Consider the following 26740-nt stretch of genomic DNA (forward strand, 5'->3'; position numbering starts at 1 on the left):
TTATATCCGCTCGGTAAGATTCTCGTTGATAAATGCCTGTAAATCCTCTGGCCGAAACCTATTTAGCTTGCCTATCTTTACCACCGCTATTTCCCTGCGCATTACCATTTGGTATAATGTATTTTTCTTGATGCCCAACAAGCTAGACGCTTCATCCATGTTTAGAAGTCTGTTATTATCTATTTGCATTCTTTTACCCCCATTTGTTTTGCCTTATTGAGTAATCCGATAAGTATATCCACCTTGCCCGGTGGTAACGTTATGCCTTTTTTCGTGAAACACCACTCATTTTTTTCATTTAGGAAATATGTTCGTATGTCCAAGTAATCAAACCCTTTGTATTCCTTCATGGATACCACTACCTTTTCGCCTTCTTTCTTCTGAATTTCACCAAATTTAACACCTTGTTCATTTGTCATAAATACCTCTAAATAAAAGTTTTAGTTAGAATAAAATGATTTGTATTTGTCGATTAAGTCACATCGGCCAATTTCTTTTAAGGTGTCACATACAGATTGACCGCCGTTCCAGTAATGGTATTTCCTGTGACTATTAAAGGGAATGACCAACACCCCGGAATCGGTGACATACGGTTCGGTCTGTCCGGGTTCGCAATTCTCGCCCATGATGCACATTCTCTCGTTTAAAGACTCTTTCTCTGCCGAAATCTCACCTATAGGCTCGCCTATCGTTTTAATCTTGCCTTCCATGATAAGCTTTAAGGCCTTTTCCTCTGCAATGGTGATTACCTGTCCGGGATGTAAGTTTAAATCGCCCTGTTTTGTTTTGACTGTGAAAGGTGTCGTTACTTCGTATCTCATAGTTCAACCCCCAAATCATCAAGGTTTATAGGTTCGTTCGATACTGTATTTTTTACCGAAAATTCTTGTTCCCGTTCTTGAAAATTTGCAGAATTTTGGGGACAAGAATAATCCTTGATTTTATGCGGGTATCCAGCCGTTTCGGGGTTCTTGTTTTCATGTTCCCAACATATACCGGGAACAAGGGAACAAGAATATTTAAAGGGGTCGCCTTTGCCCCCTTTTCCGTCTCGCTTAACCTCTTTCCCAACCATTTCCCGAAGCGCCTTTCTTTTGTTAACAGTTTTGCCTTCAACCCCATCCATGATTACTGCCTCCGTAACCGGTTCGGCTTGTACTGATAAGAATTCAATAATTGCCGTTTTTGACAAATTAATATCCTCTTCCTGTCGGCTACCACCAAAAACGAGACGCCTTGTCGTTTTATCATAACCTAATATAATTTCTTCTAAATCCTCCCCATACCTCTGAATCGTCTTAATTGTCCTATAATGTTCGTGACGTCCCATTATCATAAGAGTATCGACACTACCAAAGATTGCTTGGCTACCCAAAACACAATTACCATCCTGGCTATCCATTTTGTTGGCATGATGAACACATAGGACGTGAGTTCCGGTATTTCTAGATAATCGCAATAAGGGCTCTAAAGCATTTGTGACTTGGACATAATCGTTCCCATCTTTAACCTTTGTCAAACGAAATAAGGGGTCTATTATTAAAAGCAATGGTTTTAATGATTCGATTTGTTTAATGGCATCGGCAGGTGCTCCCCCAACATAAATGTGAATTTCCTCTTTGCCGCTTGCTCCCATAACCTGAAAATGTCTTTTTACTTCTGACCGCTTTTCTTCTAAAGCCAAATAGATAACTGCACCTTGATTAACGTCTCTGCCTAGAAATGGCTTATTTCTTGCAATACATAGCCCCAAATTTCTAGCAAGTGTGGATTTCCCAACTTTTGGCTTTGCCACCAATACAGAAAAACCGCCAGAAGGGAGTAACCTGTCAACCAGCCAAGTTGTAACCTCTTCAGGCTCTTGAAATAAACTGTCTAAACGCGTTAACACCATTGCTGCTGGTCTTTCTTTTTGGTGTTTTTCGAAAATACTCCTTACCGTTTGCTCAATCTCTTTTACCGACAATGGCGGATTGTTTTTTAAATTCCATAACCTTGCGTTCTCCAAACACTCTTCGAAGGTAAGACCGTCCCTTGCCCATGATCCCACAAGTCTTGCAAGGGTAGTATTACGATCGCCCTTTGTAGCCCCCCGGTAGAGTTCTTTCAATGGCGTTTTATCCTCTGGTGTTTTAGCCAAAATTATTTCTGGAAACTCTGCTAAAGGCAAATCATCAAGACTTTTCGATTTCACCCACATATATTGGCATCCCGAAAAGTGCACGGACGGTGGAGCTACCACATAACCACCGTCACCCCGAAGGTCAGTCCCTGGTAGGTTATCACGTTTTTGAAAATTCCTTATGCCTTCTTTATATTTATAATAAGCATGAAATCCCTTCTTAGTCATTACCAATGGGGTTTCGGGAAAGTTCATTTCTCTTGCATACTGGACGGCTTCCGGGGTGTCAAAGTCAATAACTGCAATCCCTGATATTTTGCCAGTGACGATGCCGATATTATTTTGGCTGCCATTTCCAAACCATTCTTTCAATTCCTCATCCGTAGCATAACGCTTTTGATATTCAGCCCAGGGTATTAAAGGTTTTTTATCTTTCGGGACAAGCGGTATTACCGAAAAGTTTTTTGAACGATAATAAAAAGCCATTTCAAGAGTTTTCATTTTATCCGTTCCCGCTCCTCTCAGAACATTTGCAATCTTTGCTTTTCAAAACAAGAGTAATTCCATTTCGCACTATTTCACTAATTGGCTTGCCAAGTTTATAACTGGTCTCCTTTAATGCGTTGTAAGTTTTCCCACTGATTAATATGTTCAAATGTCGATAGCCTTCCATTTTTCCCCCATAAATAAAAAAGGTCACAAATTACGAACAAACACTTGTCCGCAACTGTGACCTATGATATTTATTGCTTTGCTTAAATGAAACTACATCCAGGTAATTTCTTTATTCACGAATTCGGTATTTACATACATCCCCCTTTAAACACCGCATAAGACAAGAAATTTTTATGAAATTCCGTATTTCAAGCTTGTCTTCCTTTTATAATTCCTAAAAGTCTCTCCACACTCATATACCAATTTATATGCTCTTTCCTTAGCTTCTCTTGGTAGGAATTTCTCTTTGTCTATTAACCATTTTTCAAACTCTTGAATGTCTGCTTTTTGTCGATTTCTCTTATTGCGATCTCTCCCCGTGCTGACACGTTTGTTAATGTCTTCTCTGGACGATTCACCAAATTTTTTCCCGCAAACCTCATCACAAAAAACACTCTTTGGTTTACCCCGGCCTTTACGCTTTTCTACAATCCAAAATGTTCCGCAACATTTGCATTGTTTTAAACGTGAGTGTAAGTCTTTACGCTTTTCCCAAAAACCATAAATACAGGCGCATATTGTGCTTTCTAGACTACCACCAAATCTAACCCGATTGTCTTTTTCGTATTTCCTGAGAAACTCACCTATTAGATATGGGCTTTCTTCGTATTCACTAAGCTCAATCCCCATATTTATTCTTGCCAAGTATGAAAAGATATAAAACACCTTATTCCACAATTCAAATTCTTTACCTGTTGGTGGGAATCCGTATTTCCCCAGGAATATATTAAATTCCTCTGCTGTAGGATAGCACTTGCCATGACCAGCAAATACAGGTTTGCCGTTTTCTGTAATCCACGAATAACCTTTATGATCAACAACTCCACGATTACTTTTATGTTCTGCAATAGCCCTATTTATAGCATCCCTGGTGTACCCTAGCCCCTTATAATATTCTGTCAAAGATTTGATTGTTTCTGCCGATAAGTCGTTTAATGGTTAAGGTGTACCCCATTGTCTAGACAATTATTTAATAAAAATAAGATAGAATTTTAGTATTGTTTATGCGAAGTATCTTTTAATTATTTGATGAGCAGGAAAACGGAATGGAGCGGAGCGGAATGGAGTTTTTCTGCTCATCCGCCGTGCATTTCTCCGTTCTTGCTTTCTTGCCATTTTTACCCGGTCAGTTCAAGAGTATTTACCATCTCTCCTTTCCGTGCCTTTTTGTTACTACAATACAGCGTTGCTGGCGCTCTGTATTTAAGCGACTGATGTAATCTCTCGTTGTTATAAAAATCAAAATACCTCCTTAAACCATCCACTGCCTCTCTTACCGTCTTATAGTCTTTTAAATACACCTCCTCGTATTTTATCGACCTCCACAAACGCTCTATAAAAATGTTATCAAACACTCGTCCCCTTCCATCCATGCTGATCTTTACCCCGGCTCCCTCTAATTTCCCAGTAAACGCATTGCTCGTAAACTGCGATCCCTGGTCCGTGTTAAATATCTCAGGGCATCCCTTCCTTATTGCCCTGTCTAATGCTTCCAGACAAAATCCCACATCCAGGGTTATTGATGTCTCCCACGACAGCACATACCGACTATACCAGTCCATTATTGCCATGAGATATACATACCCCTGATTGAGCCGTATGTACGTTATATCCGCACACCACACGTGATCTGGATACTCTATACTCAATCCTCTGAGTAAATATGGGTATTTCTTGTGTCCTTCACCTCCTTTACTTAGCCAAGGCTTCGGATAGATCGCATATAATCCCATCTTCCTCATTAACCGTTTTACCCTCTTAGGGTTTACCTCATGCCCTTCCTTTCTTAACCATGCCGTCAACCGCCTTACCCCATAAAACGGATACCCCGTATAATACTCATCTATCAGGTTCATCAATTGAAGATTATATGCACTCTCACCAATCGCCTTATAATAAAAGACTGAACGGGATATCCCCAGTAACTCACACTGCCGACTTACACTTATCTCCTCATTTTCTGGCTCTATTAACCTCTTCCTTTCCTCAACCGTTGATCCCAACTTTTTTTTTCAGCCAATCCAGTTCAACCTTCAATTGCCCTATCTGCTGGTACAACGACGCACGCAATTCATCCTCCTTTCTGGCATCTTGCACCTTCTTCAGCGAAAATATCCTCGGTATCTCTTCTATTACCTGCTTCTTCCACTGTGCTATCTGCGTTGGGTGTACCCCATATTGCCCTGCTAGCTCGTTTGCAGTCTTCTCCCCCTTTATCGCTTCTATCGCTACTCTCGCCTTAAATTCCCCATTATATTGCTTCCTCTCCACCTCTTATTTTATACCCCCTTTCCAAACCTTTTTCTCTTCCATGCCTGCCTTTAGCCAGGCATGATTTTCTATCTTAACATACTGTCCAGTTTTTGGGGTACATTATAGGTTCAGGTTCTTTGGTAGGTGTTCTCTTAAGAGGATTTACTATTGGTCTGAAAGCACTTAGAACGCCCTTTTTAAAAGGAAGGTTTGCAAATTCTAAAATCCCCTTGAATAGGTTCAAAAGCTTTCTTTGCTTCCGGTGTGCCTTTTGGTGTGCTCATGTTACCCCCTAAAGTAAGAAGCCCTAGAAAATGATTAAGGGAAATCCATCTAGGGAAATGGACTTGTCGGTCGGCCAACCTATCCCTTAATTGTTCAAAGTCCTGAAATGCGAAAATTTTTCGCTCAAAACCCTTTTTGCTGTATTCCTATCACAGGGGGATATAATAGAAATATCCATGCGTGTGATGTCCAGCCCCCCCTTGTTCATGTCGTACTTATGTCGTACCTAATCATAAAAACATATCAAAAATGGCGAAAAGAGACAAGAGTTAAAAATCCTTGAATGACTTAAGAACACTGATAGAATCAAGCAAAATCGAAAAGCATAAGAATACATGGAAAACTGTATAAATTGCCAGGAAATAACTATTTGACATTAAGATACTACTTTGATAAATTGAATTTTTAAATACTCAAGATATAAGGTTTTTCGCGACGGGATATAACATAGTAATAATCCGTCCATTATTTGACTCCTAAAATATCGTGAACAGAAAAAAACGATTCTGGATATATCTCTTACTGGCGACTCTCCCAATAGCATGCAGAACCCCTTATTATGCTAGGGCAGAAAAGAAGCCCAAAAGGGCGTATCTCAATTCTATTACTGACAAGCTCACTGGAGCGACTACACCTGAACAGCACAAAACCGCGGGGATTTCCTCCTTCGATAAAGGAATGATTGAAGATGCCCTGGCGGAATTGAAGCTGGCTGCTGAAGGAATAAAAGAAGATGGTGAATTGCGGCATTATTTGGGAAAGGCTTATTATGAAAGTGACAAACTGGATGAAGCCATTGCTGAGTTGCTTGCAGCCATATCTTACTATAAACCAAATCAAACAACGGAAAGAGCAGATGCTTACAACGACCTTGGTCTTGCCTACAAAAAGAAGAAAGCGTTTACTGATTCTGTTTCAGCATTTAAAGAGAGCATTGAACTGAATCCTTCCGTAGCGGATACAAATTATAATTTGGCGCTTCTCTATTATGAAGAAGATATGATGAATGAATGCATTGCCTGTCTCAAAAGGGTAATCAAACTTGATCCGAAAGAAGCGGATGCCCATTTCATCATGGGGTTGGCATATTATAAAAAGAAAGCCATTGACAAGGCCATGAATGCGTTTCAGCAGGCAATTGTTTTAAATCCCAAGGATGCCGGTGCACATAACTATCTCGGCATACTGTATTATGAACGGGGCGATCTTGAAAAGGCAATCATCGAACATAAATCTGCCATTCAGTTGAATAGAAATTATACTGAGGCTTTTAATAACCTGGGGGTTGCGCTCTATGCCAAGGGTGATCTCCGTGAGGCAGCGGATGCTTTTAGAAAGGTGTTGGAATTAGAACCAAAATTTGCAGAAGCACACTATAGCCTTGGACTCATCTATAGCGAAGAAGGCAGGCCTGACGATGCAGTAGCCTCCCTGGAAAAAGCGCTCAAGCTTAATCCAAAAATTGCCGAGGCGCACGTTAAGCTCGGTGAGGTTTACACGGAAAAGGATATGTTAGAAGAGGCATTGTCAGAATACAACAAGGCCATCGATGTCAAGCCCAACTATGCAGAGGCATATTACAATTCCGGCGAACTCTATGCTACTGTGGGGAAACATGAAAAATCAATTGCAGCCTGGAGGAAGACCATTGAGTTTAATCCTAAAAATACGGACGCATACTTCAACATGGGGGTGGCATATTATAACCAGAATAAGCTCGATAAGGCCGTTTCTATGTGGAACAAAGTTCTTGAAATAAATCAAACCGATTACGATGCCCTGACCAGTCTCGCTGACGTTTATGATATACAGGGTTTAACAGACAGGGCCATACAAACCTGGGAAAAGGTCACTGAAATGTATCCCGAACATGCAGATATATATTATAAGTTGGGGAATGCCTATGCGAAGAAAGATATGCATACTACTGCCATTCCTTGCTGGGAAAAGGCGGTTGAAATTGATCCAAATCTTGCGAATGCCTTTTTCAATCTTGGGCTTGTTTATCAAAAGATCGGCAAACAGGATGAGGCCATTGATGCCTATAAAAAGGTTTTGGATATCAATGCGGATGATATAGATGCCCATAAAAATTTAGGTTTGCTTTACCAGGAAAAGGGTATGCATGTGGAGGCCGAATCGGAATTTGCCATTTGCGATAAATTGAAATCTCATCAAGAGATTCGGTGACTCTTTTATTGCTGAGCAGTATATAAACTTTTTTATCTTTTTGCTCTTTCAATAATTGGCCTTTTCCCACCTTTTTTCTTTTTAAAAATATTCAGTATTATTTCTGCTTCTTCAAAAGGGACTGTGATAAAGGAAAATTTATCAAATATTTGAATGTCTTTTATTTTTTCTCTATAAACTTTGGCTTGCTGTTTTATGAAATCTGCTAATTTTTTGGGAGTCATACCGTCGATTTTTCCTAGTCCTACAAAGAGCCTTGATGTTCCTTTTCTGTCAATAGAAACATCCCTTATTTCATTATAATTACTTTCATCAAGTTCGTCTTGAAAGGAATGTTTTAAAAGGGCAGCCAGAACCTTTCCTGCCTCATTTTCCTTCAGCATTTCTTGTGCAAGTTCAAGATATCCATTCATATCTTCCGACTTAATGATATTTGCAAGCTGCATCTTTATCCTGGATTTTTTTTGATTTATCACATCTGCTATTTTTGGCAGTTTTTCTTTTCGAATATCAGTTTTTGCAATCTTTTTAATAAAAATAAGCCTTCGATATTCATCAGGTGTAACAAAAGTTATAGCAGTCCCCTCCTTTCCAGCCCTACCCGTTCTTCCTATTCTATGGACATAAGATTCAGGGTCCTGAGGTAGGGAGTAGTTTATTACGTGCGTTAAGTTATGAATATCTATACCCCTGGCGGCAACATCTGTAGCCACCAGGATATTAATTCTTTGCTTTCTGAATTTCTGTAATATTATTTCCCTCTGATTTTGAGAGATATCTCCATGTAACGCTTCTGCGTCATAGCCTCTTTCTATAAGCTTATTTGCTACAGTATCAACGTCAACCTTCGTTCTGCAAAATACCAAGCCGTAGAATTCGTGTTCAAAATCTACGATCCTGCATAATGCATCAAATTTATCCGAAGGTGCTACTTCAAAATATATCTGATCTGTTAAATTTGTTGTAAGCTGCTCTTTTTTTACTCCAATCATCTCATATTCTTTCATATACTTTTCTGCTATACTTACTATTTTTTCTGGCATCGTAGCGGAAAAGAGCAGCATTCTTTTCATAGAACCGGTATTTTTAATAATTTCTTCCACATCGTCAATAAATCCCATATTTAACATCTCATCTGCTTCGTCTAGGACTAGATATGATATATTTTTCAGCATGAGACTTTTTCTTTTTATATGATCCAATATCCTTCCGGGAGTCCCTACCACGACATCAATCCCTTTTTTCAACCTTCTAAACTGTTCTTCTATTGACTGGCCACCATAAATAGGCGCTATCTGCAGCAGTTTTTCTCCTTTATAAGAATTTAGCTCTTCTGAGACCTGGATAGCCAACTCTCTTGTTGGAACAAGAATAAGCGCCTGAATAGCTTTTGCCCTTTCTTTTATCCCTTCAAGTATGGGGAGTCCGAATGCAGCAGTCTTTCCCGTTCCTGTTTGTGCCTGTCCGATAATATCGACTTCTCCTTTCAAGAGGACCGGGATAGTCTTTTGCTGAATTGGGGTAGGCTCTTCAAAGCCTTTTTTCCTTAATGCATCTAATGTGCTTTCTGATAAACCCAATAGTCTAAATTTTTCTAATTTCTCCATAGTATTCTTCCAAATTTAATATTTTCTAAGTGCTTGCAATTGCTTTAGGAAAATGCACTGATATAATGACCGCCTTGTATTTAAAACAGATTTTAGATCGATTTGGCTCCCTCTGGCTATATACCTTATAGTTTATTGTGGGAAAGTAGAATGAATGCTTACCGGATAGATATAAGGAGGCTTTTTTTCCTTGAGAATTCCTTCTCATTTCTGTCAACGTTCCATGAGAATCTGAAAAACTCAAGGGTTTTTCTTTGAGATGCGATTCAAAACCAAGAACCGTTTTGTCCTTTTGCAGCCTACTAAGGCTTCCGTTAGGAAGGTAACTATTATTCCGCAAGAACTTTTCGTAAAAATCACTTCCTCTATAATAAAGTTCGTCTTTTAAATAAAGATAAGCTGAAAAACTACCAAATTATAGCCTAAATTCCTTTTTATTTCAAGGATTTATCTTGAGAAGATTTCGTGAATGGCTTATATTTATTGCTATGAACTATAGACTTTTTATAATCCGGCACCTTGTATTATTACAGATTTGCTTTTTGGTTCTTTATTTGTCCACAACCAACGCATTTGCGTATCAAAATGCCCTTGAAAAGATAAAGACTTCCGGAGTGATGACGTGGGGATTTGATGCAGAAGGGGGAGCCCCGTATGTATTTCACGATCCCGCTCACCCGTCAAAAATTATCGGTTTTGAGGTAGAACTTGTTGAGGCCATTGCCAGGGAATTGGGAGTAAGGGTACAGCACTTTCAGAACTCATGGGACAGCATCCTGCTTTCTCTCCAACGAGGGGATTTTGATATAGCGCTTAATGGCATTGAAGTTACTCCGGATAGGGCACAGTCTGTATTGTTTACCCGCCCGTACTATAGGTACGCTTTGCAGATTGTTGTCCGCGCATCAGATAATCGCATCAATCGTTTGGAAGACCTTCGGGGCAAAAAGGTCGGAACCTTGTATAACACGGAGGCCAAGCATCTTCTCGAAGAAATGGGAGATGTTGCCGTTAACACTTACAGTGGGCAGGTGGAACCTTTCAAAGATCTTTCTTTAAACCGTATTGACGCCGTCTTTGTGGATTTACCCATTGCATCGTATTATGCCTTGCCCAACCCACAGTTGCGCATGGTGGGCGCTCCGGTGGGTGAAGGGCACTATGCCATCGCCCTCCGGAAAGAGGATACAGCATTAGCCGAAGAATTAAACAAAATCATCGAAAAACTGTCGAGATCGGGGGAATTAAAAAAAATCTATAGCCATTGGGGGTTATGGAATGCCTCACAAGAAAAGCTCTTTTCACATAAAGAGCTTTTACAAAAATACACTGAAGATCCTCCGTCTGTTTTGGAAAAGACACCAGTGACGGCAACCAGGTTTTTTCCTGTCTTGTTAAAAGGAGCGCTGGTTACCGTAGGTATCTCCATTTTGTCTATGATGCTGGCCATTTTTCTGGGACTTGTTCTCGTGGTTATGAGATTATATGGGAATACGTGGTTACAGATGATTTCTACGGCCTATATTGAGATCTACCGTGGAACTCCGCTCCTTATTCAGTTGTATATTTTGTATTATGGTTTGCCAAACATCGGTATTGCCATGAGTGCATTTGCCGTTGCGATCCTTGGGTTAGGTATGAACTATGCTGCTTATGAAGCCGAAATTTATCGTGCGGGTATTCAGGCCATCCATAGGGGCCAAACCGAGGCAGCCCTTTCGCTGGGCATGTCGAAAGGCCTGACTTTAAAACGAATCATTCTGCCACAGGCATTCCGTATCACCATACCACCCATGACCAATGATTTTATCGCCTTGTTTAAAGATTCTTCCCTGGTCTCCGTCATCGCTATAACGGAACTCACAAAGAGTTATAGCATATTGGCAGCAGCCTCAATGGATTTTTTTATATTGGGAATTATTACAGCGCTCCTCTATTTTGGCATGAGCTATCCCCTCTCACTGTATGCCAGAAAATTAGAAAAAAAATTAAAATCTCATGATAGAAATATGTAATCTATTCAAAAAATATGATCATCAACCCTTATTTCAAGGACTGAATTTAGTAATAGAAAGGGGGAGTGTTGTTACCATTATTGGACCGTCTGGCAGCGGCAAGAGCACACTCCTGAGATGTATGAATGGATTAGAGATGTTTCAAAAAGGCTCCATAACTGTCAATGGTCAAAAACTCTATGGTTTTCATGAACAGGGCTACCATAAGGAACAAGAAACCGTCATGGTAAAAAACATCCGACGGAAACTGGGAATGGTCTTTCAGCAGTTTAATCTTTTTCCACATATGACAGTGCTTCAGAACATAACTGTTGCTCCAATTTCCGTATTAGGCATTCAACAAACTGAGGCCGAGTCAAATGCCTTCTCTTTACTGAAGAAGATACATCTGGAAGAAAAAGCCCAAAAATATCCCGGACAGCTATCTGGCGGTGAACAGCAGCGGGTGGCTATCGCCCGGGCACTGGCAATGAGGCCTGACGCGATGCTCTTTGATGAGCCAACATCTTCCCTTGATCCCGAGATGATTGAAGAGGTGCTCCTGGTTATCAAATCTCTGGTATCGGAGGGGATGACGACGATAATTGCAACGCACGAAATGGGTTTCGCAAGGGACGTTTCAACACAGGTAATCTTTTTAGAGAAGGGAGAAATTGTGGAACGAGGGGATCCAAAGGAGTTATTTTTCAATCCCAGAAGCGACAGGACGAAGGTGTTTCTCAGTCGTTTCATGAAGTGATACTTTACCACTCCTGCATTTGAAAAATTGATGATGCTTGACATGAATTCATAAATTTGCTACTTTGCTTCAATGAAACCGAAAAGGCAATTTTGCAGAATGTAACAGAGTCAAGATACCAACCTCCATTCTCACAGCTATGCGGAACGCGATCATTTACATTCCAGCCTATATGCTATTCATGATAATTCACTGGTTTGGGTATATTTGTAAAGCTGAACCAAATATGTCACAAATCTGTGACTTTTATCAGAAAATAGCAAATAATGCCGGCATATATTCAACGATCAATACTGACTGGTCAAACACGACAGTTCCTCCGGTATTTCCTGCCAGGGTGATTGATAGCGCCAGCGAAAATCAGAATAGTAAATTGGTAGTAGCGGTAATTGAGAATCGATTTATCGTTAAAGGAGTAATTACCGATATTCAGCATGCTTCAAAAGACATCCAAAAATTTTCCCTGCAAATTAAAAAGATAGAGCCATGTAAAGATTATCCGAACTTTGGCAATAATTACGCAGGCAAGATAGTTGAAATATTTTCCGAAATTGGTATTCCATCCTCCTTTCAGATAGGAATGGAAGTCCGTGTGATACTTCGTGTTTCGGGAGATGAGTGTGGACAGACCTTATTCTTCGTGGAGGTAATTGAAAGTGGAGCAAAAAATTAAATATACATCACTTTGGTGTTTCATGACATTGCTTCTATTGCTCATGACTATTTTTTCATTAAAATCATATGCCGTCCCTGCATATGATGGCCTTTTTGAGCTGATCCAGCCTTCGGGTTTCTCCTTTGAAGCAAGGCAACGTGGGGATGAATGGCACAACTGGGTAGAAACAAGAGACGGATATGGAATTTACCAGAATATGTTGACAGGCAATTGGGAGTATTACCTGCCTTCCATCGATACGGGTTTTACAAAAAAAGGAACAAACGGCCATTCAGGCCGAATACAAGATTCGCCCTTACGAATACTTGTAGGAGAGGTAGATCCCGCTTCATTAACTATTCCAAAGAGATTGCGTCCTCCAAGGACTCCGATAATCAAACCAGATTCACCCGACTTATACCAGGATATTTCCTTCCCGAATCGTTCTCAATCAGGGTCAGATAGATTAAAAAATATATCAGTAAGCGGAACAATACCTCTCCTGGTTATTGGTGTTGACTACGTTACTACGACTGCTAAGTATGGAACTGGACAGGTCCAGCCACTATTATTTGGGACCAGTGATAGCGTTTCAGACTATTACAGCAAAACATCTTATTCATTGGTAACAATTGCTCCCGCAACAGAAACATCCGGAACGGCAAATGACGGATTTGTTGGATGGCTACGGTTAAAGGGCAACCACCCAAACACTGGTTCATCTATTGATGCGAGAAATCAGCAGATTGCAAAAGATGCCATTCGTGCTGCCGACCCCTATATCAACTACTCCTTATACGACGATAACGGTGACGGCATTATTGAACCAACAGAACTTTCAATCCTTATCATTGTCGCTGGATACGAGGCGGCTTATAGTAGCGCTTCACCTTCTGTGTGGGCACATCAGTGGTATATGTATAGTGTCGGTTATCCCATCGTGGATGGCAAAACGATACAGCAGTATGCACAATTTGGTGAAAAGCACGGAGACCATCTGGCTACTTTTGGTGTCATGGCTCATGAACTGGGACACCTGATGTTTGCCTTACCTGACCTGTACGACACGGATACGGGCAATGGAGACTCTTTTGGCATCGGGTACTTTGATTTGATGGGCGCCGGTAGCTGGGGTGCGGCATTGGGGGCAAATCCCGGATCTTCCCCGACTCAATTATCTGCATGGAGCAAAGAGTATCTTTCCTGGGTAGAAGTAAACACGGTCACTTCCACCCAGACAGTGTCTTTCCCTAACACAGATGGTAATAATGTCTCCATTTTCCGGATTAATACATCGGATTCAAATCAGTATTTCCTTTTAGAAAATAGACAGTTTACCGGTTACGATACCGGATTTCAACGGCAAACCGGGGTATCGGGGCACGGTGGACTGGTTATCTATCACGTAGATAAATTAAAAACAGGTCTGTGGCCCAATTTTAATACCATTAACGCAGATGAAAATGATAAAGGTGTAGATGTTGAAGAGGCCAACGAAGGAAGTCTAGGATACAGTTTGCTGGATACTTATACCTATGGGGTCGCTACGAATATGTTCTTTTTTTCAGGAAACAGTACAAGCTTCACTGGTTCTACCATACCTGATTCTAAACTAAAAAATGGCAGCTACACAAACATTTCAGTTACTGATGTTTCTTCCTATGGTGATACAATGACAGCCAAGATCACTGTACCGCTATGCATAGCCGATTCGATAGCAGCGTCCACTTCCAGGCTGAAACTCCATAAGAAGGAAAGCGGTGAAGTAACGGTAACGGTAATTTGTGCGGATGGTTCTCCGGTTGAAGGTGAGCTGGTTACGGCCAAGGTTAAGCTTGGCAAGACACGTATATTGATCTCTCCACAAAATACAGTAACAGATGCTAACGGTCATGCCAAATTTATGATTACAGCTCGGCGGGTAGGCAGGTCAATAGCCCAATTCAAAGCAAGCAGATTGAAAACTTACACAACGATAAAGGTGATAAACTAATAGCCGTCCGCAAATATCTTCGTTTAGGGACAAGACAATATTCTATTTCTCTGAAAGAGACTTAATCTTTTCTTTTGCTATTTCAATATTGAATTTTGCCTCAAGATTCTCAGGGTCAATTACAAGCACTTTCTCCCATTTGTCAATTGCTTCTTTATAATTCCCTTCTCTGTAAAGAGTTAGGGCATCATCCAACAGCTTCTGCGTTGCCTCTTTTTCATGATTTGCAGCTATCGCTTCAATTTTTTTATCTTCTTCTGATTTTCTTTCAGCCGTTGCCTCTTTAATCATCTCTCTCCCCTGCACAACCATCTCTTTTGCCTCTTCTTTCATGGCCTCAGCTTGTTGATCAATCTTCGAACCAATATGACGGGATCTTTGGGTCTGAAGGCTCATGAGCTGGTTTTGTAAATCGATTTTTGCTTTTTCAATTTCAGTTAGTTTCTTTTCAAGACCGCTTATATTTTTTTGTGTCTCAGTAAGAATGGTTTCATACGAGCTATCCTTCAACTCAACCCTGGAACTTAAGCCATCCAGAGCGCTCTGGAGCTTCGAGTAATTTGCGTCTGCATCTACAGCCCTTTGTGAAAGATCTTCAACACGTTTTCCCAGATTTTGAGCAAAGTTGTTTAGATTCGATAACCCTTGCTCAATCTCCTGCATTCTTTGGTCGATCAATGCCACACGCTCTTCATGGATACTGGACGATTTTGTAGAAAGCCCCGCACATCCCACTAGCAATGAGACAATACCCAAATTTATAAAAGTTAATAGAATACCTTTCTGCATAAATTATCCTTTTGTTCTATTTTCGAAAGAGGGAGTAAAAGATGCCTATTTCATCTTTGAAAGGTCAAAATCATACAAGGTCTCTTCTCCGCCAGGAGCGACAACTACCAAGGTAATAACCGAATTTAAATCAACACCTTTTGTTGGAAATTTAAAGACCAGGCGGGCTGAATGGCATGGGGGATTGGGCCAAAATTCGCTAGCTTCAGCTAATTCTGGTATGAACTCAAACTCGGGTTGTATTACATCCTCATGATAATAAAGCTTGGCAGAATAATACTTTGAAAAATTATAATCATCACCATAGACCGTCACTGAAAAGGTAAACGCATCCCCAATTTCTACTGCCTGCTGAATATCCTTCATGGTAAATTCTCTATGTTCCACAGCGGCTTTTCTGGCCTTATAAGCAACATTGTGAAAAGGTGTAAACAACGTTGCAGACCCATAGCCTTTATCCAGAGAAATAGTCCATGGTTTTGAAAAGGTTGCAATGCTTACATTTTTATTTTTCTGACAATATTCAATGGCTTCCTGTATTTGCTCCATGGTCAGCTGCAAAAAAATGGCATGAGCTGGTTTTAAAATATAGAAAAACAGTACCAGACAGGAAACACACGTTAACGTGAATAGCTTTTTCATCACAAATTTTCATCCTTAAACAGAATCAGTAGCTCTATGAGAAATTCTTAATACTACTAAAAAATCACAATTTCTATTTGGAATGACATAAGTTTACTGAAATGCCACAGATACTTATCTTAGGATTTCTCCAGATATTTCTTTAACTATTCAGCACTCTGCTCAGTTGTCGCTGCTTCTTCCGTTGCGGCCGGTTCAGATGTTGCTTCAGCCTCATGTTTTTCTTCTGCAGATGGTTTTACCACATAATTCCTGCCGGTCTTCATAAGACTGGCGCCACATACAATAAACATAATGCCAAATACAACAGCGCCAGCAAAGCAGAGCACTCCCCCTATATTATTCACAAATCCCTCGACTTTTTGATTGGTCATAATCTTTTCAGATTTTTCCGTAATCATTTGATTCAGCTTATCTATCATTTGCATTTCCTCCCCATTTCTAATTTATAGCATTATGAAACTTATCTCAAAACAGACAACATTCCACACTTCCATGAGTTCATATTTTCAATGTTTCACCAAATCATTATATTTGGACAATTCCTTATCAGCATCTTCTTTCATCCCTTTTTCACGATAAATCGACTCAAGATTTTTATATGCCTTTGCATACTTTGGATTAATGGCTATGGCCTTTTTGTACTCGCGGACTTGTTCCTCATACATCCTTTTTTCACCGTACGCAATCCCCAAATTAAAGTGTGCCTCGGCACTATTGGGATTCAAGTCCAGTACTTTCTTGTACTGCAGAATTTCATCATCTAACAAACCTTTTTTACCGTATGAAACACCTAAATTGAAATATGCGTCAATATAATTTGGATCGATTTCGATTACTCTTTTATATGCTGCAATAGACTCATCGTGCATTTCTTTTTCACGATATGCATGTCCCAGGTTATAGAGTGCCTCGAAATTCTCAGAATCGAGTTCAATGACTTTTTGATATGTCCTGATCTCGTCATCCACCATTCCTTTTGCACCATAGGCAATTCCCAAATTAAAATATGCATCTCTATAATTTCGGTCTAACTCAATCGCCTTTTTATAGGCAAAAATCTCTTCGTCAAATAACTTCTTCTTGCTGTAAGCAACGCCCAAATTATTATAAGCCTTAGCAGAACCAGCATTTATTTCAATGGCCTTTTTATATTCAACAATTGCATCTTCAATCATGCCGCTCTTATTATACTCATTTCCCAGCTGATAATGCACATCAAAGCCACCAAAGTTATCTGCGCTGTAACCATTAACAACGTTCAGAAAATTGAAAAGAATAAGAAAGAGTATCTTTTTCACAAAATAATCTCTTTTTGAATCAAATGTGATAAAACCAATATACCTTTTTGTTCTCTGTGCAAATCTCGTTTGCGATGTTATAAAATTCTGCTTCGGAAAGATTATCCAATTTTTTGCCATATTTCTTTATGACCTGATTAAATTCCAATATCTTTTCAACGAGATTTTCATGAGTTTCTGCAGAACCTCCCAAGATGTAAAAATTCTCCCCAGATGTGATTCTTTTATGATTGTCCTTATTATCAAAGGCAAAACCACACAGGATGGAATTTTCTCTGGACACATTTTCCTGACTATTCAAACCGTAGCTCCTTTCGATTGAATATCGTGCAACCCCATCTATTGAAAAAATCGCCACAAGAATACCATTCCACCCAAAAAATGTCAAGCTAATATACCCGGTCTCCATGTATCAGAAAGTCAGAATTTGACCACCACAATACCTGCATGGATACTTATCTCTACGGAATAGATGCGGAGAGTATCCTGCTGGCAATCTCAAAGTAAATAACAAGTCCCGTAGCGTCTAACAGCGTGGCAATAAGTGGCGCAGACACAAAGGCCGGATCAAGTTTTAAAAATCTGAAGAATAAAGGAATGGCAACACCAACGATGTTTCCCACACTTACCACAATACACAGAGAAACACCCACTGTTAAAGCGAGTGTTATTTGTCCTAAAGATATTGCAGCAATGGTAAAGGCGATCAGACCCATGATGAGTCCCAGTGAAACGCCAACCTTAAATTCCCGTAAGATAATTCGCCACCATTCCCTGAATTTTACTTCACCAGTAGCTAGCGCCCGGATAATTAAAGTAGAGGACTGTGACCCCGTATTACCACCAGACCCAGTAAGCATGGGGATAAAATAAGTAAGGGCAATCACCGAACTTAAGACTCCGGAATAATTTTTCAATATGGTTTGTGATATGGTCGCAGCAATTACGAGAATAACCAACCAGGAAACACGGTTAATGACTCGCTTTGAAAACCCTACACGAAAATATTCTTCCTCAGTAGTTTGTATACCCGCCATCCTCTGAAAATCTTCTGTCACTTCTTCTTGCACAACGTCTAATACGTCATCCACAGTAACGATCCCCACCAGTCTGTCCTCATTGTCCACCACTGGAACGGCAAGGATATCGTATTTTTGAACTACCTGTACCGCTTTTTCCTGATCATCCGTGGTATGAACATAAAAAACATTCTCATTCATAATATCCTTAATGAATTGATCGGGATTGGCAAGAATGATATTCTTCAAAGAAGCAACGCCTCGGAGTTTTTTTGTCTCATCCACAATATAGCAGATATAAATTGTCTCACGATTCGGTCCGGTTTTACGGATGTGTTCCAGCGCCTTCGCCACGGTCATATCCATCTGAAGATCGACATATTCCGTGGTCATTATACGACCTGCAGAGTTATGCGGATAGTTCAAAAGTTCATTAGCTTCCCTGCGGTCTGTTGGTGGGAGAAGTTTTAAAAGTTTTTCAACGAGATGGGCCGGTAATTCATCAAAGAGTTGCGTACGGTCATCCGGCTGCATTTGCACTAAAATTTCTTTTACATGCTGCTCGGTAAACTGCTTGAGAAGTTCTTCCTGTTCAATAGGTTCAAAGAGGGCAAAGACCTCGGAAATCTTATTCTTGTCAAGTAATCTGAAGCCCATCACGCGCTCTGCGGGATCGAGTTCTCTGAGGATATCTACAATGTCCGCAGGATGGCGCTCCCGAAGGAAGTCTCGTAGTCCCTTGAAATCCTTGGTTTCAATGAGTTCCTTAATTTCAGGAAGAAATATCTTTGTCCACTGCAGTTCCATTTTTTTATTTACTATAGGAATAATTGCAATTTATTCAACTTTTTCTACTCCCAGGGCCTTTGCCATGCCCAGGAGTGTCCTTCCCAGCAGCGAACGCTTCATTTCAATTGCATTAAAATCGCACACCTCATCACAGCAAAAACATCCGATACACTTCTTTTTATCCACAATCACCTTGCCATTTTCTTTCGACATAGCGCCTGCAGGGCAATTCCTTACACACTCGTAACACCGTGTACAGTTCGAATGATTTACCGTAGAAAATGTGGAACACGTGCTATCAAACATCAAGGCCAGCAAAAAATCTGGCAGATATTTTCCCGCAAAATCCTGGGCACCGCTGGAAGGTTTTTGAAAATCAGGAACAGATACATTGTTGATAGTTTCACCGACTACATTGATGGTATCCATTTCACCTATACCTAAACCACGATGATGCGCAAACCGGATAGTCGGTACAGCCATAGGTTCAAACCCAATAATACTGCTGGCTACGGCATCCATAGCCACACTGTCCTTACTGGCAAGGATTAATCCGACCTTTCTTGGCTGGCCAGCATTAGGACCGTTTCCCTCCATCCCTACAATAGCATCCATAATAATAAGATGTGGCGGCACCATCTGATAAATGTCTACCAACGCTTTTGCAAACACCGTAGGTTTTGGCGCAATTAAATGGACATTTTTTTTCCCATTGCCGGGGATAGCGCCCAACATATTTTTTATCGCACCTGTGTATTGCGTTAAACCATGTGTCTTGAGTTTGGGCACCGAGACCACAAAGTCTACCGTCCGCAGCGTCCTGGCAATACGAAATTTATCTAAAATTTCATAATCCCTGTTATGAATATCAATATACTCATCCTTATCAAAATTAACGATTCTTGCCCCTGTGTCCTCTGCAATTTCGTTGATGCGGGTGATGCGAAAGGCATTAAAGGTAGAAGCATTCTTTACACTGCCTGACGAATCGCCAATAGAAACATCACATCCAAAGTCTTTTTGAAATATTTGAACAAGCGCCCTGACCATAACAGGGTGAGTATTAACTGCCCTTTCTGGAGGTTGTGAAGATGAAAGGAGATTAAGCTTTAAAAGCACCTTTTTGCCGGGACTGATCTGTTTGTCAATACCGTTTATCAAGCTCAAAGCCTTATGAATGGCATGGTAGACCTTTTCTGATTCATAATCATCACATTTAACAACCGATACGGTAGGCATAGAAAAACCTCATTAACGGAAATTGTATAAACTAACTTACAAAATTGCTCACCTTATTTGTTTTTATAGTATACGTTGTAAAGACTTCTTCCTTCGGTAAGTTTTTTCATTGTAACGCTGCTGCGCTAGGGTACTATGCTCAGTTCATAACTATAGCAAAGTAATGTAACATTACAACAAAATACTTAAAAGAATTTGTTCATAGCTTCGGCCCTTGCCATATCCCTTTTGTACAATTCCATTTCACTCAAGTTATTTCCAAACAGCTTGTCTTTTACCTTCAGGAAAGGCCGCCTGAAATAATGTCTGTAATAATAGGCAAGAGGGTAATTTTTAATAAAGGCTGGTGTAGTGCAAATATAATTGGAGTATTTTTTGTTATATTTCCATCTGAGAAACTGGAGGTCTTCCGGCCCTAAATGATTTGTTTTAACATTCGCCCAAAAGCAGTTGTAGCGACTGTAGTCATATTCATTTGTTACCAGTCTTGCATTCAATAATTCTTCACGCATACCTGTTTTTGGATAGGGCGTTAGTATCTGATCTGCGAAAAAGTCTATGTGTAAATCTACGAAGAATTCATAATTCCTTGCAATGTCTTCTTCCTTGTCATTTGGGTTCCCGATGATCATACCACCCACAATCATAATATTATGTTCATGTAACCGCTTGACGGCGAGTTTGGTTTTTTCAATAATGTTTCCCTTCTTCATAAGCCTCAGATTTTCTTCTGAGACATTTTCGATACCGAGGAAAACAATCCTGAAACCCGCCCTTGCCATCTTTTCCACAAGGATATTCGAGGAAGCAATTCCGGAACTGCTCGCCTGGATGATGTAACGGATATCATTATGCCCCGCATCCACGATAGCATCACAAAGGGTCTCAAATCCTTTGATGTCTAACGTAAAATTGTCATCCGAAAAGATAATGAAGTTTGCGCCATGTTGCTTTGCATTGGCGATATCCGCAAGTATCCTTTCAATGCTAAATCTCCGGAATGTCTTCCCGTACATTTTGTCCATACTGCAAAAATTGCAGGGCATAACGCATCCACGGGAGGATTCTACGATATCGAGCGTAAAACCATAATATCGATACCCCTTCCATATTCGTTTGGAACGATCTGGAATTTTTATCTTCACCAGGTCTTCCAAAGGACGCGGAGCATTATGGACGAAACAACCGTCATTCCGAAACGAAACACCGAGGACACCTTCTCTGGACCTCTTACCATTTATAGCCTCTACTAATTCATGAAAACACAAATCTCCTTCGCCACGGATGAGGAAGTCAAAAGGGTCGGACTCTTCACTCTTGCATATTTCATCGTACATGAGCGTGGCATGGTAACCGCCCAAAACAATCTGAATATTTTTATTGAGACTCTTTATAAGGCTGGCTATTCTCCGAGCTGTGGCAAATTGGAAGCTCATTGCTGTTAGCCCAACAACATCTGGTCGATACGTTGCAATCAGTTCCCTGACGGTTTCAGCAACCAGGTCCCTTCGCAAGATAAGATCAGCTATAGAAACGTTATGACCCTCAATATTGCCTGCGATCGACGAGATGGCAAGATTCGGTGGCTTCCATCGCTTTGCATTAAAGTGGGGAGCACAATCTGGCATGGACATTAACAATATATTCATGATTACCTTGTTAAAAACATAGGAAAATATAAGATAACTATCGATACGTCAGATGTTTATATTTCACGAACAATTTAAAACTATATCTTTTTTCTACAATTATTGCAATGAAATCCCATAATATCAATTAACTTTAACGATTTGTAAATAAACTTGTAATCTCTAACCCAGCATGCGCCCCATTCCCGCGGACGGCGCAATTCTATTTTGTCCAACCGCACCCGGATGGCCTCGCAAGCCAATACCGGCAATTCTTCCCGGTCATCAGGAAACAATGCCAGTTGTTTTGCCTTGGTCTTCTCACCCCAAAGCGCCTCTATCGTCCGAACCCATCCCGTCCGTTGAGTATCATTGAGTTCTCTCAAATAGAGAACCTGCTGCTGCACCACTCTTCTTCCGCTGACCCGTCGGTTCTCTACAACACTCCCATACCGGTGTGTTTTTCCATCCTTCGTCCGTGATTTTTCTCGCAGAAACATGCAAGCATTTTCGCAGTTTCCCGTGAATGCGTCAATAGTGTGGGTCGGCGCTACAAACCGTTTTGAAAATTCACCCCTTTCATATCAAGGGTCTCCCGGCGATACATGCCCAAAAATAACCTTTTGGGGGGCGAATTGCGAAAGATGGGTTATGAGAGGCTGGGGCTGGCGTGTACGGCGCTATCGATGGTCACTACTGCTGCACAGACCATTTGGCAGAAAATGAGTATGAAACAAGCAGGAAGGAAAAGGAAAAAGAAGTACGGTATTTATTAAAATGGTTATTGAGTTCCCTCAGCAAATCACTATGAGCAGGGGTATTTTAGGGGTGCGCCAGTGTAATATTATTGATATTTGCTGAGCAAACTCAATAACCATTTTTATTAATTGACATCTCTTAGCATCTTTTCTTGACATCTCTTTTATTTTTTCTCCTTAAAATCACGACCTAAAAAATTATTCATCTCAACAAATCGTTTCATATCCCTCTCAAAAATATTGCGTTCCGTTTTCCCAATTGAGGTGATAAAATTTTTCGTCCGATAATATGGTCTCAAAATGAACACCCGCAAAAGGTTAACCATGACGAAATTAGCCTTAAAGACTGGCGTTGTTTTAAAAAATGTGGAATACTTTCGTTTATATTTCCATCGCAAAAATTGCAAATCCTCTGAAGAAAGGTACTTTGTCTTAACATTTGCCCAAAAGCCGTTGTACTTGCTGTAATCATCTGTATTTGTAACGAGCCCCTCTTTGATTAAAATATCCCGCATGCCGGTTTTCGGGTAAGGAGTGATAATCTGTTCGCCATAAAAATCAATATTGGCCTTGTCAAAGAATTCAAAATTCTGGGCAATATCTTCTTCTTTATCTTCCGCATGTCCAAGAATCATGCCACCCACAATGAGGATATTATTATTGTGCAGATATTCGATCGCCCTTTTGGTCTTTTCCAGCATGTTTCCCTTATTCATCAACTTCAAGTTCCGCTCGGATACATTTTCAATCCCCAGAAATACAATTTGAATACCCGCGCGGGCCATTTTTTGGGCTAATGTTGGGGAAGATGCTATACCTGTCGTACTTGCCTGCACGATGTAACGCAGATCATTGTGACCCGCTTCTACAATTGCGTCGCATAAGGATTCAAACCTCTTTACGTTTAGGGTGATATTATCATCTGCAAAGGCTATATATCGTGCACCATTCTTTTTCGCGTTTGTAAGGTCAAGCATGATCCTTTCAAAACGGTAGGTTCTGAATGTACGCCCGTACATGCGGTTCATACTGCAGAAATTGCACGTCATCGTACAACCGCGGGACGTCTCGACCATATCCAGCCCTTTCCCGGAAAAAAGGTACCCATCCCAGATGCGTGCATCCCGACGCGGGAGTTGCAAGGTATCCAGATTCTCCAGTGGTCTCGGGGAATTATGGAAAAAATCGCCATTACATCGATAGGACAGGCCGGGGATGTCTTTCCATTCTCGCTTTCCTTCAATGGCATCCAGCATATCACCAAAGGTTTTTTCACCCTCACCGCGGACGACGTAATCAAAAGGTTTACCCTCATTGGAAGAGGCAACTTCTTCATACATGAGGGTGGCATGGTAACCACCAATGGCTATCTTGATCTCCTTATGCATGCTTTTTATGAATGCCGCAATCCGCCGAGCTGTGTCAAATTGAAAAGTCATAGCGCTCAGCCCTACCACATCAGGCTGATAGTCCTCAATAGCCTTTTTTATCGAAGAGGGCAAGGTCTTCCTTTTGAGGACAAGATCCGCCAGGACAACTTCATGGTGTAATGGAATATTTCCTGCTATGGAAGAGATAGCCAGGTTTGGCGCCCTCCACGTCTTTGCGGAGAACTGGGGAACGGTGTCGGGCATGGAAAACAACAAAATCTTCATGTGTTATGTCTTCTCTCAATTTCGAATATCGTCTTGTTAAATTAAGCCTTCAACAATCTTTTTCGGGAAGCCAGTGCAGAGCGAAGTGGCGCTTCGCTTTGCACTAAATTAATTCTTAAAAAACCCATTTTACATCGTTATAATACATTGTCAAGCTTACAAGCAAAAAAGCGGTTATCGATTATTTTCCTGATTTTTGATATAGATACCATCCCGAAAATTTAAGAAAGGCAGGCAGTGAAAAAAAACACCGGTATTTGTCTGATTCTTTATTTTCATTTGTTAATCCTATGCCAAAACACTGCGTTCGGTTACGGATATGCAAAAGAAGAAGATCCCCTGATCAAGGTATTTAAAGCAATTATCCTGTATGGAAGACAGGCCGATTGGTCAAAAGTTGCAACCGAAGTCAATAGCATTCGTGATCGCACCACGGATATTTATCGGATATTTAAAATAGACCTGAAACCCCGGATCGATCGTGCCATTCAACAACAGGATTTTCAGACCCTGGCCAATCAAATGGCCAACCTTATCTTTCTGGCCATTCGTGAAAAGTTTTATTACAACCGTAAAGAAAAATTAGAAATCTTGGTTCGTTCCAAAGTAAGACTGAGAATTGCTGAGGAGTATTATACCATCTTGCTCGCAGGAAACGTGAGGGATTACGATGTTCGGCATAATACCAGTTTACACGAAAGTATCCACAACAAGTTTGTAAAGACGCGGGACACTTTAGGAAGCATGGGCTTTTTAGGCACAGGGTCGGTAAAACCCGATGCAGAAGAATTTGATACGTTGACAAAGGAAATAGAAACCTTACTCTTAAAGGCGTTCCCCTATTTTGAAACAGGAGAGGCAGACCCGGCACAATGATATGACATGGGCTTTCACCTCTATAAATTTCTGATGAAATGTAATTTGCTTGTCTTATATATAATCCTTTTCCTGCCACTCATGTGCTACGCAAAGGATCAGGACAATAAGGTCGCAACGAATATCACCGACTCAAGCAATGTGTCGGAAGCAGAAACACCTGCTTTACTTGAAGATTACTATTTCAATATTGAGTCTGTTTCGATGGAAACAGAAATACCAAAAGACTGGAAAAGATTTGACTTCCACGGGTTTTTTGGTGTTACTTCTCCAGTTAAAGGCCGGGACGACGACTCACAACAGCCGTCATCAAGATTTCTCGATGAGAACGAAGCCACCCTCTGGATAGGGAAACGGATATCCAAAAAGTTATCGTTTGATTCCGAGATCGAGATCAAAAAAGGATTTACACAATACGACCTGGAAATATTTAAGTTCGATTACGAGATCATAGATAAACTCCTGGTATTTCACATAGGAAAATTCAAATTCCCGCTGGGGATAGAAAGGTTTGTAGAAGCCGGGACTTTCAATAAATTAATAGACCGTCCCCTTCCCTCGATCAGGATTATACCGGGAACATATTCCGATATCGGCGGCATGTTTCATGGTATTGTGCCGTTACCTTACGACACAAAGCTGAAATACGAAATAGCCGTAACAAATGGTCTTGAAGGACCGGAGCCAAAAGACGTGCAACAACTCTGGGATAATAACCGTAACAAGGCCATTGGTGGCAGGCTCGGTTATGAGTGTCTGCCAGGGCTGGAAATAGGCGGTTCATATTCACGGGGAAAATATGATGAGGACAATGAACTGGATATCGATTTTCTGGGGGCCGATATCCAGTATAAAAGAGGGAACCTGGAAGTACGCGGAGAGTATATCACCAGCCATGTGGAACAGGAAACAATATATGGCGGCGATTACTCCAGGAATGGTTATTACCTCCAGACATCCTACAAATATCCATTTAATCTGGATTATTTAAAGTATCTTGAGGGGGTCGTGAGATTCGATTCCGTGGATCCTAACCGTAATGTTACCGATGGGGAGGAGGCAGATCGGATTGCCCTGGGTATAAATTACTATCTCAATGAGCATCTGGAATTTAAATTCGAATATGAGATCGAGAATGAGCCAGGGGAAGAAATACATAGTAAATCTTTTGTCCAGGCCATATTCAGGTGGTAAAACACTCTTACTCAAATGAGCCTGAGGTGTAAAATAAAACTGACAAGGAATTTCAAAGCAGTGGTTGCAGAGCGAAGAGACCCTTCGCTCTGGTGCGCCTTAAAAAAGCTGCCGAAGGCTTATTTATTTCTCTGCATTCCTGGATTCTCTGCGCCCTCGGTGGTGAATTGTTACGGCTGACCCTCGCAAACGGGCTTACCATTCCCTAGATTTCGGGAAAATTTATCTAAAGTATCGGTTTATAATACCGATATAATTAAGATAAATACAAACATTT

At 40.7% G+C, this 26740-nt stretch carries 24 protein-coding genes and 1 pseudogene; 8 read left to right on the plus strand and 17 right to left on the minus strand.

Features of this window, described 5'->3' with window-relative positions:
- From BROSI_RS01930 to BROSI_RS18845, 6 genes are all read right to left on the minus strand, one after another.
- Positions 1-189 carry a helix-turn-helix domain-containing protein gene (locus BROSI_RS01930; protein WP_052561860.1) on the minus strand — a complete coding sequence of 63 codons (189 nt, stop codon included), beginning with the start codon at positions 187-189 and terminating at the stop codon, positions 1-3.
- The gene (locus BROSI_RS01935; protein WP_052561863.1) at positions 180-419 is read right to left on the minus strand and encodes a transcriptional coactivator p15/PC4 family protein; all 240 of its coding nucleotides are present in this window, start codon (positions 417-419) and stop codon (positions 180-182) included. The genes BROSI_RS01930 and BROSI_RS01935 overlap by 10 nt, the downstream gene beginning before the upstream one ends.
- Before the next feature lie 21 nt (positions 420-440).
- Positions 441-821 carry a hypothetical protein gene (locus BROSI_RS01940; protein WP_052561865.1) on the minus strand — a complete coding sequence of 127 codons (381 nt, stop codon included), beginning with the start codon at positions 819-821 and terminating at the stop codon, positions 441-443.
- Positions 818-2623, minus strand: a complete 1806-nt coding sequence (locus BROSI_RS01945) for a bifunctional DNA primase/polymerase (protein ID WP_052561867.1) — start codon at positions 2621-2623, stop codon at positions 818-820. The genes BROSI_RS01940 and BROSI_RS01945 overlap by 4 nt, the downstream gene beginning before the upstream one ends.
- A 345-nt stretch (positions 2624-2968) precedes the next feature.
- Positions 2969-3739, minus strand: coding sequence for a hypothetical protein (locus BROSI_RS01950; RefSeq protein ID WP_052561869.1), 771 nt, complete (start codon positions 3737-3739; stop codon positions 2969-2971).
- A 215-nt stretch (positions 3740-3954) separates the two neighbouring features.
- Positions 3955-5107 (minus strand): IS3 family transposase gene (locus BROSI_RS18845; RefSeq protein ID WP_420886058.1). Its coding sequence is split into 2 segments (ribosomal slippage): positions 3955-4840 and positions 4839-5107, totalling 1155 coding nucleotides; the frame shifts between segments, so codons are not numbered across the junction.
- Between the two features lie 753 nt (positions 5108-5860).
- Between BROSI_RS18845 and BROSI_RS01965 the strand changes: the two genes are divergently transcribed.
- The gene (locus BROSI_RS01965) at positions 5861-7564 is read left to right on the plus strand and encodes a tetratricopeptide repeat protein (RefSeq protein WP_052561874.1); all 1704 of its coding nucleotides are present in this window, start codon (positions 5861-5863) and stop codon (positions 7562-7564) included.
- Between the two features lie 32 nt (positions 7565-7596).
- On the opposite strand, the gene BROSI_RS01970 is transcribed toward BROSI_RS01965, so the two are convergent.
- On the minus strand, positions 7597-9171 hold the full coding sequence (locus tag BROSI_RS01970) for a DEAD/DEAH box helicase (RefSeq protein WP_052561876.1): 1575 nt from the start codon (positions 9169-9171) through the stop codon (positions 7597-7599).
- Positions 9172-9623: 452 nt separating this feature from the next.
- Here BROSI_RS01970 and BROSI_RS01975 point away from each other — a divergent pair, with 452 nt between their 5' ends.
- The 4 genes from BROSI_RS01975 to BROSI_RS01990 all read left to right on the plus strand — a co-directional run bounded on the left by BROSI_RS01975 (position 9624) and on the right by BROSI_RS01990 (position 14573).
- On the plus strand, positions 9624-11186 hold the full coding sequence (locus tag BROSI_RS01975) for an ABC transporter substrate-binding protein/permease (protein ID WP_230400621.1): 1563 nt from the start codon (positions 9624-9626) through the stop codon (positions 11184-11186).
- Positions 11170-11925 carry an amino acid ABC transporter ATP-binding protein gene (locus tag BROSI_RS01980; RefSeq protein WP_052561878.1) on the plus strand — a complete coding sequence of 252 codons (756 nt, stop codon included), beginning with the start codon at positions 11170-11172 and terminating at the stop codon, positions 11923-11925. The genes BROSI_RS01975 and BROSI_RS01980 overlap by 17 nt, the downstream gene beginning before the upstream one ends.
- Positions 11926-12151: 226 nt before the next feature.
- A complete protein-coding gene (locus tag BROSI_RS01985) occupies positions 12152-12598 on the plus strand; it encodes a hypothetical protein (RefSeq protein WP_157842318.1) in 447 nt (148 codons plus the stop codon).
- Entirely contained in the window at positions 12582-14573 is a 1992-nt protein-coding gene (locus BROSI_RS01990; protein WP_052561883.1) for a M6 family metalloprotease domain-containing protein, read from the plus strand. Before BROSI_RS01985 ends, BROSI_RS01990 begins: the two co-directional genes overlap by 17 nt.
- A 42-nt stretch (positions 14574-14615) precedes the next feature.
- On the opposite strand, the gene BROSI_RS01995 is transcribed toward BROSI_RS01990, so the two are convergent.
- The 9 genes and pseudogenes from BROSI_RS01995 to BROSI_RS02035 form a co-directional block, all read right to left on the minus strand.
- Positions 14616-15362 (minus strand): hypothetical protein, encoded by a 747-nt coding sequence (locus BROSI_RS01995; RefSeq protein ID WP_052561885.1) that lies wholly within the window; start codon positions 15360-15362, stop codon positions 14616-14618.
- Positions 15363-15407: 45 nt separating this feature from the next.
- Positions 15408-16004 (minus strand): hypothetical protein, encoded by a 597-nt coding sequence (locus BROSI_RS02000; protein ID WP_052561886.1) that lies wholly within the window; start codon positions 16002-16004, stop codon positions 15408-15410.
- A gap of 146 nt (positions 16005-16150) precedes the next feature.
- A complete protein-coding gene (locus tag BROSI_RS02005; protein ID WP_052561887.1) occupies positions 16151-16426 on the minus strand; it encodes a hypothetical protein in 276 nt (91 codons plus the stop codon).
- 87 nt (positions 16427-16513) lie between these two features.
- Positions 16514-17305 carry a tetratricopeptide repeat protein gene (locus BROSI_RS02010; RefSeq protein ID WP_052561888.1) on the minus strand — a complete coding sequence of 264 codons (792 nt, stop codon included), beginning with the start codon at positions 17303-17305 and terminating at the stop codon, positions 16514-16516.
- A gap of 19 nt (positions 17306-17324) precedes the next feature.
- Positions 17325-17663: a hypothetical protein gene (locus BROSI_RS02015; protein WP_162183214.1), complete on the minus strand. Its 339-nt coding sequence runs from the start codon at positions 17661-17663 to the stop codon at positions 17325-17327.
- A 103-nt stretch (positions 17664-17766) separates the two neighbouring features.
- A complete protein-coding gene (gene mgtE / locus BROSI_RS02020; protein ID WP_052561892.1) occupies positions 17767-19131 on the minus strand; it encodes a magnesium transporter in 1365 nt (454 codons plus the stop codon).
- Between the two features lie 30 nt (positions 19132-19161).
- Positions 19162-20352: a DUF362 domain-containing protein gene (locus BROSI_RS02025; RefSeq protein WP_052561894.1), complete on the minus strand. Its 1191-nt coding sequence runs from the start codon at positions 20350-20352 to the stop codon at positions 19162-19164.
- Between the two features lie 185 nt (positions 20353-20537).
- Positions 20538-22001: a B12-binding domain-containing radical SAM protein gene (locus BROSI_RS02030; protein WP_082058973.1), complete on the minus strand. Its 1464-nt coding sequence runs from the start codon at positions 21999-22001 to the stop codon at positions 20538-20540.
- A gap of 155 nt (positions 22002-22156) precedes the next feature.
- A pseudogene (locus BROSI_RS02035) lies at positions 22157-22480 on the minus strand (IS1634 family transposase); the annotation flags it as partial.
- A 105-nt stretch (positions 22481-22585) separates the two neighbouring features.
- Between BROSI_RS02035 and BROSI_RS19620 the strand changes: the two are divergent.
- Positions 22586-22756: a hypothetical protein gene (locus tag BROSI_RS19620; RefSeq protein WP_157842320.1), complete on the plus strand. Its 171-nt coding sequence runs from the start codon at positions 22586-22588 to the stop codon at positions 22754-22756.
- Positions 22757-22902: 146 nt separating this feature from the next.
- Here the strand turns inward: BROSI_RS19620 and BROSI_RS02040 are convergent, their stop codons facing one another.
- Positions 22903-24393, minus strand: a complete 1491-nt coding sequence (locus BROSI_RS02040) for a B12-binding domain-containing radical SAM protein (protein WP_052561900.1) — start codon at positions 24391-24393, stop codon at positions 22903-22905.
- A 237-nt stretch (positions 24394-24630) separates the two neighbouring features.
- On the opposite strand from BROSI_RS02040, the gene BROSI_RS02045 reads away from it, so the two are divergent.
- Together BROSI_RS02045 and BROSI_RS02050 are read left to right on the plus strand one after the other, a co-directional pair.
- Positions 24631-25269 carry a hypothetical protein gene (locus BROSI_RS02045; protein WP_052561902.1) on the plus strand — a complete coding sequence of 213 codons (639 nt, stop codon included), beginning with the start codon at positions 24631-24633 and terminating at the stop codon, positions 25267-25269.
- Between the two features lie 45 nt (positions 25270-25314).
- Complete coding sequence (locus tag BROSI_RS02050) at positions 25315-26463, plus strand: porin (protein ID WP_157842321.1); 1149 nt, start codon at positions 25315-25317, stop codon at positions 26461-26463.
- Positions 26464-26740 lie beyond the last annotated feature (277 nt).

It is taken from the genome of Candidatus Brocadia sinica JPN1, from assembly GCF_000949635.1.
Taxonomy (GTDB): Bacteria; Planctomycetota; Brocadiia; order Brocadiales; family Brocadiaceae; genus Brocadia; species Brocadia sinica.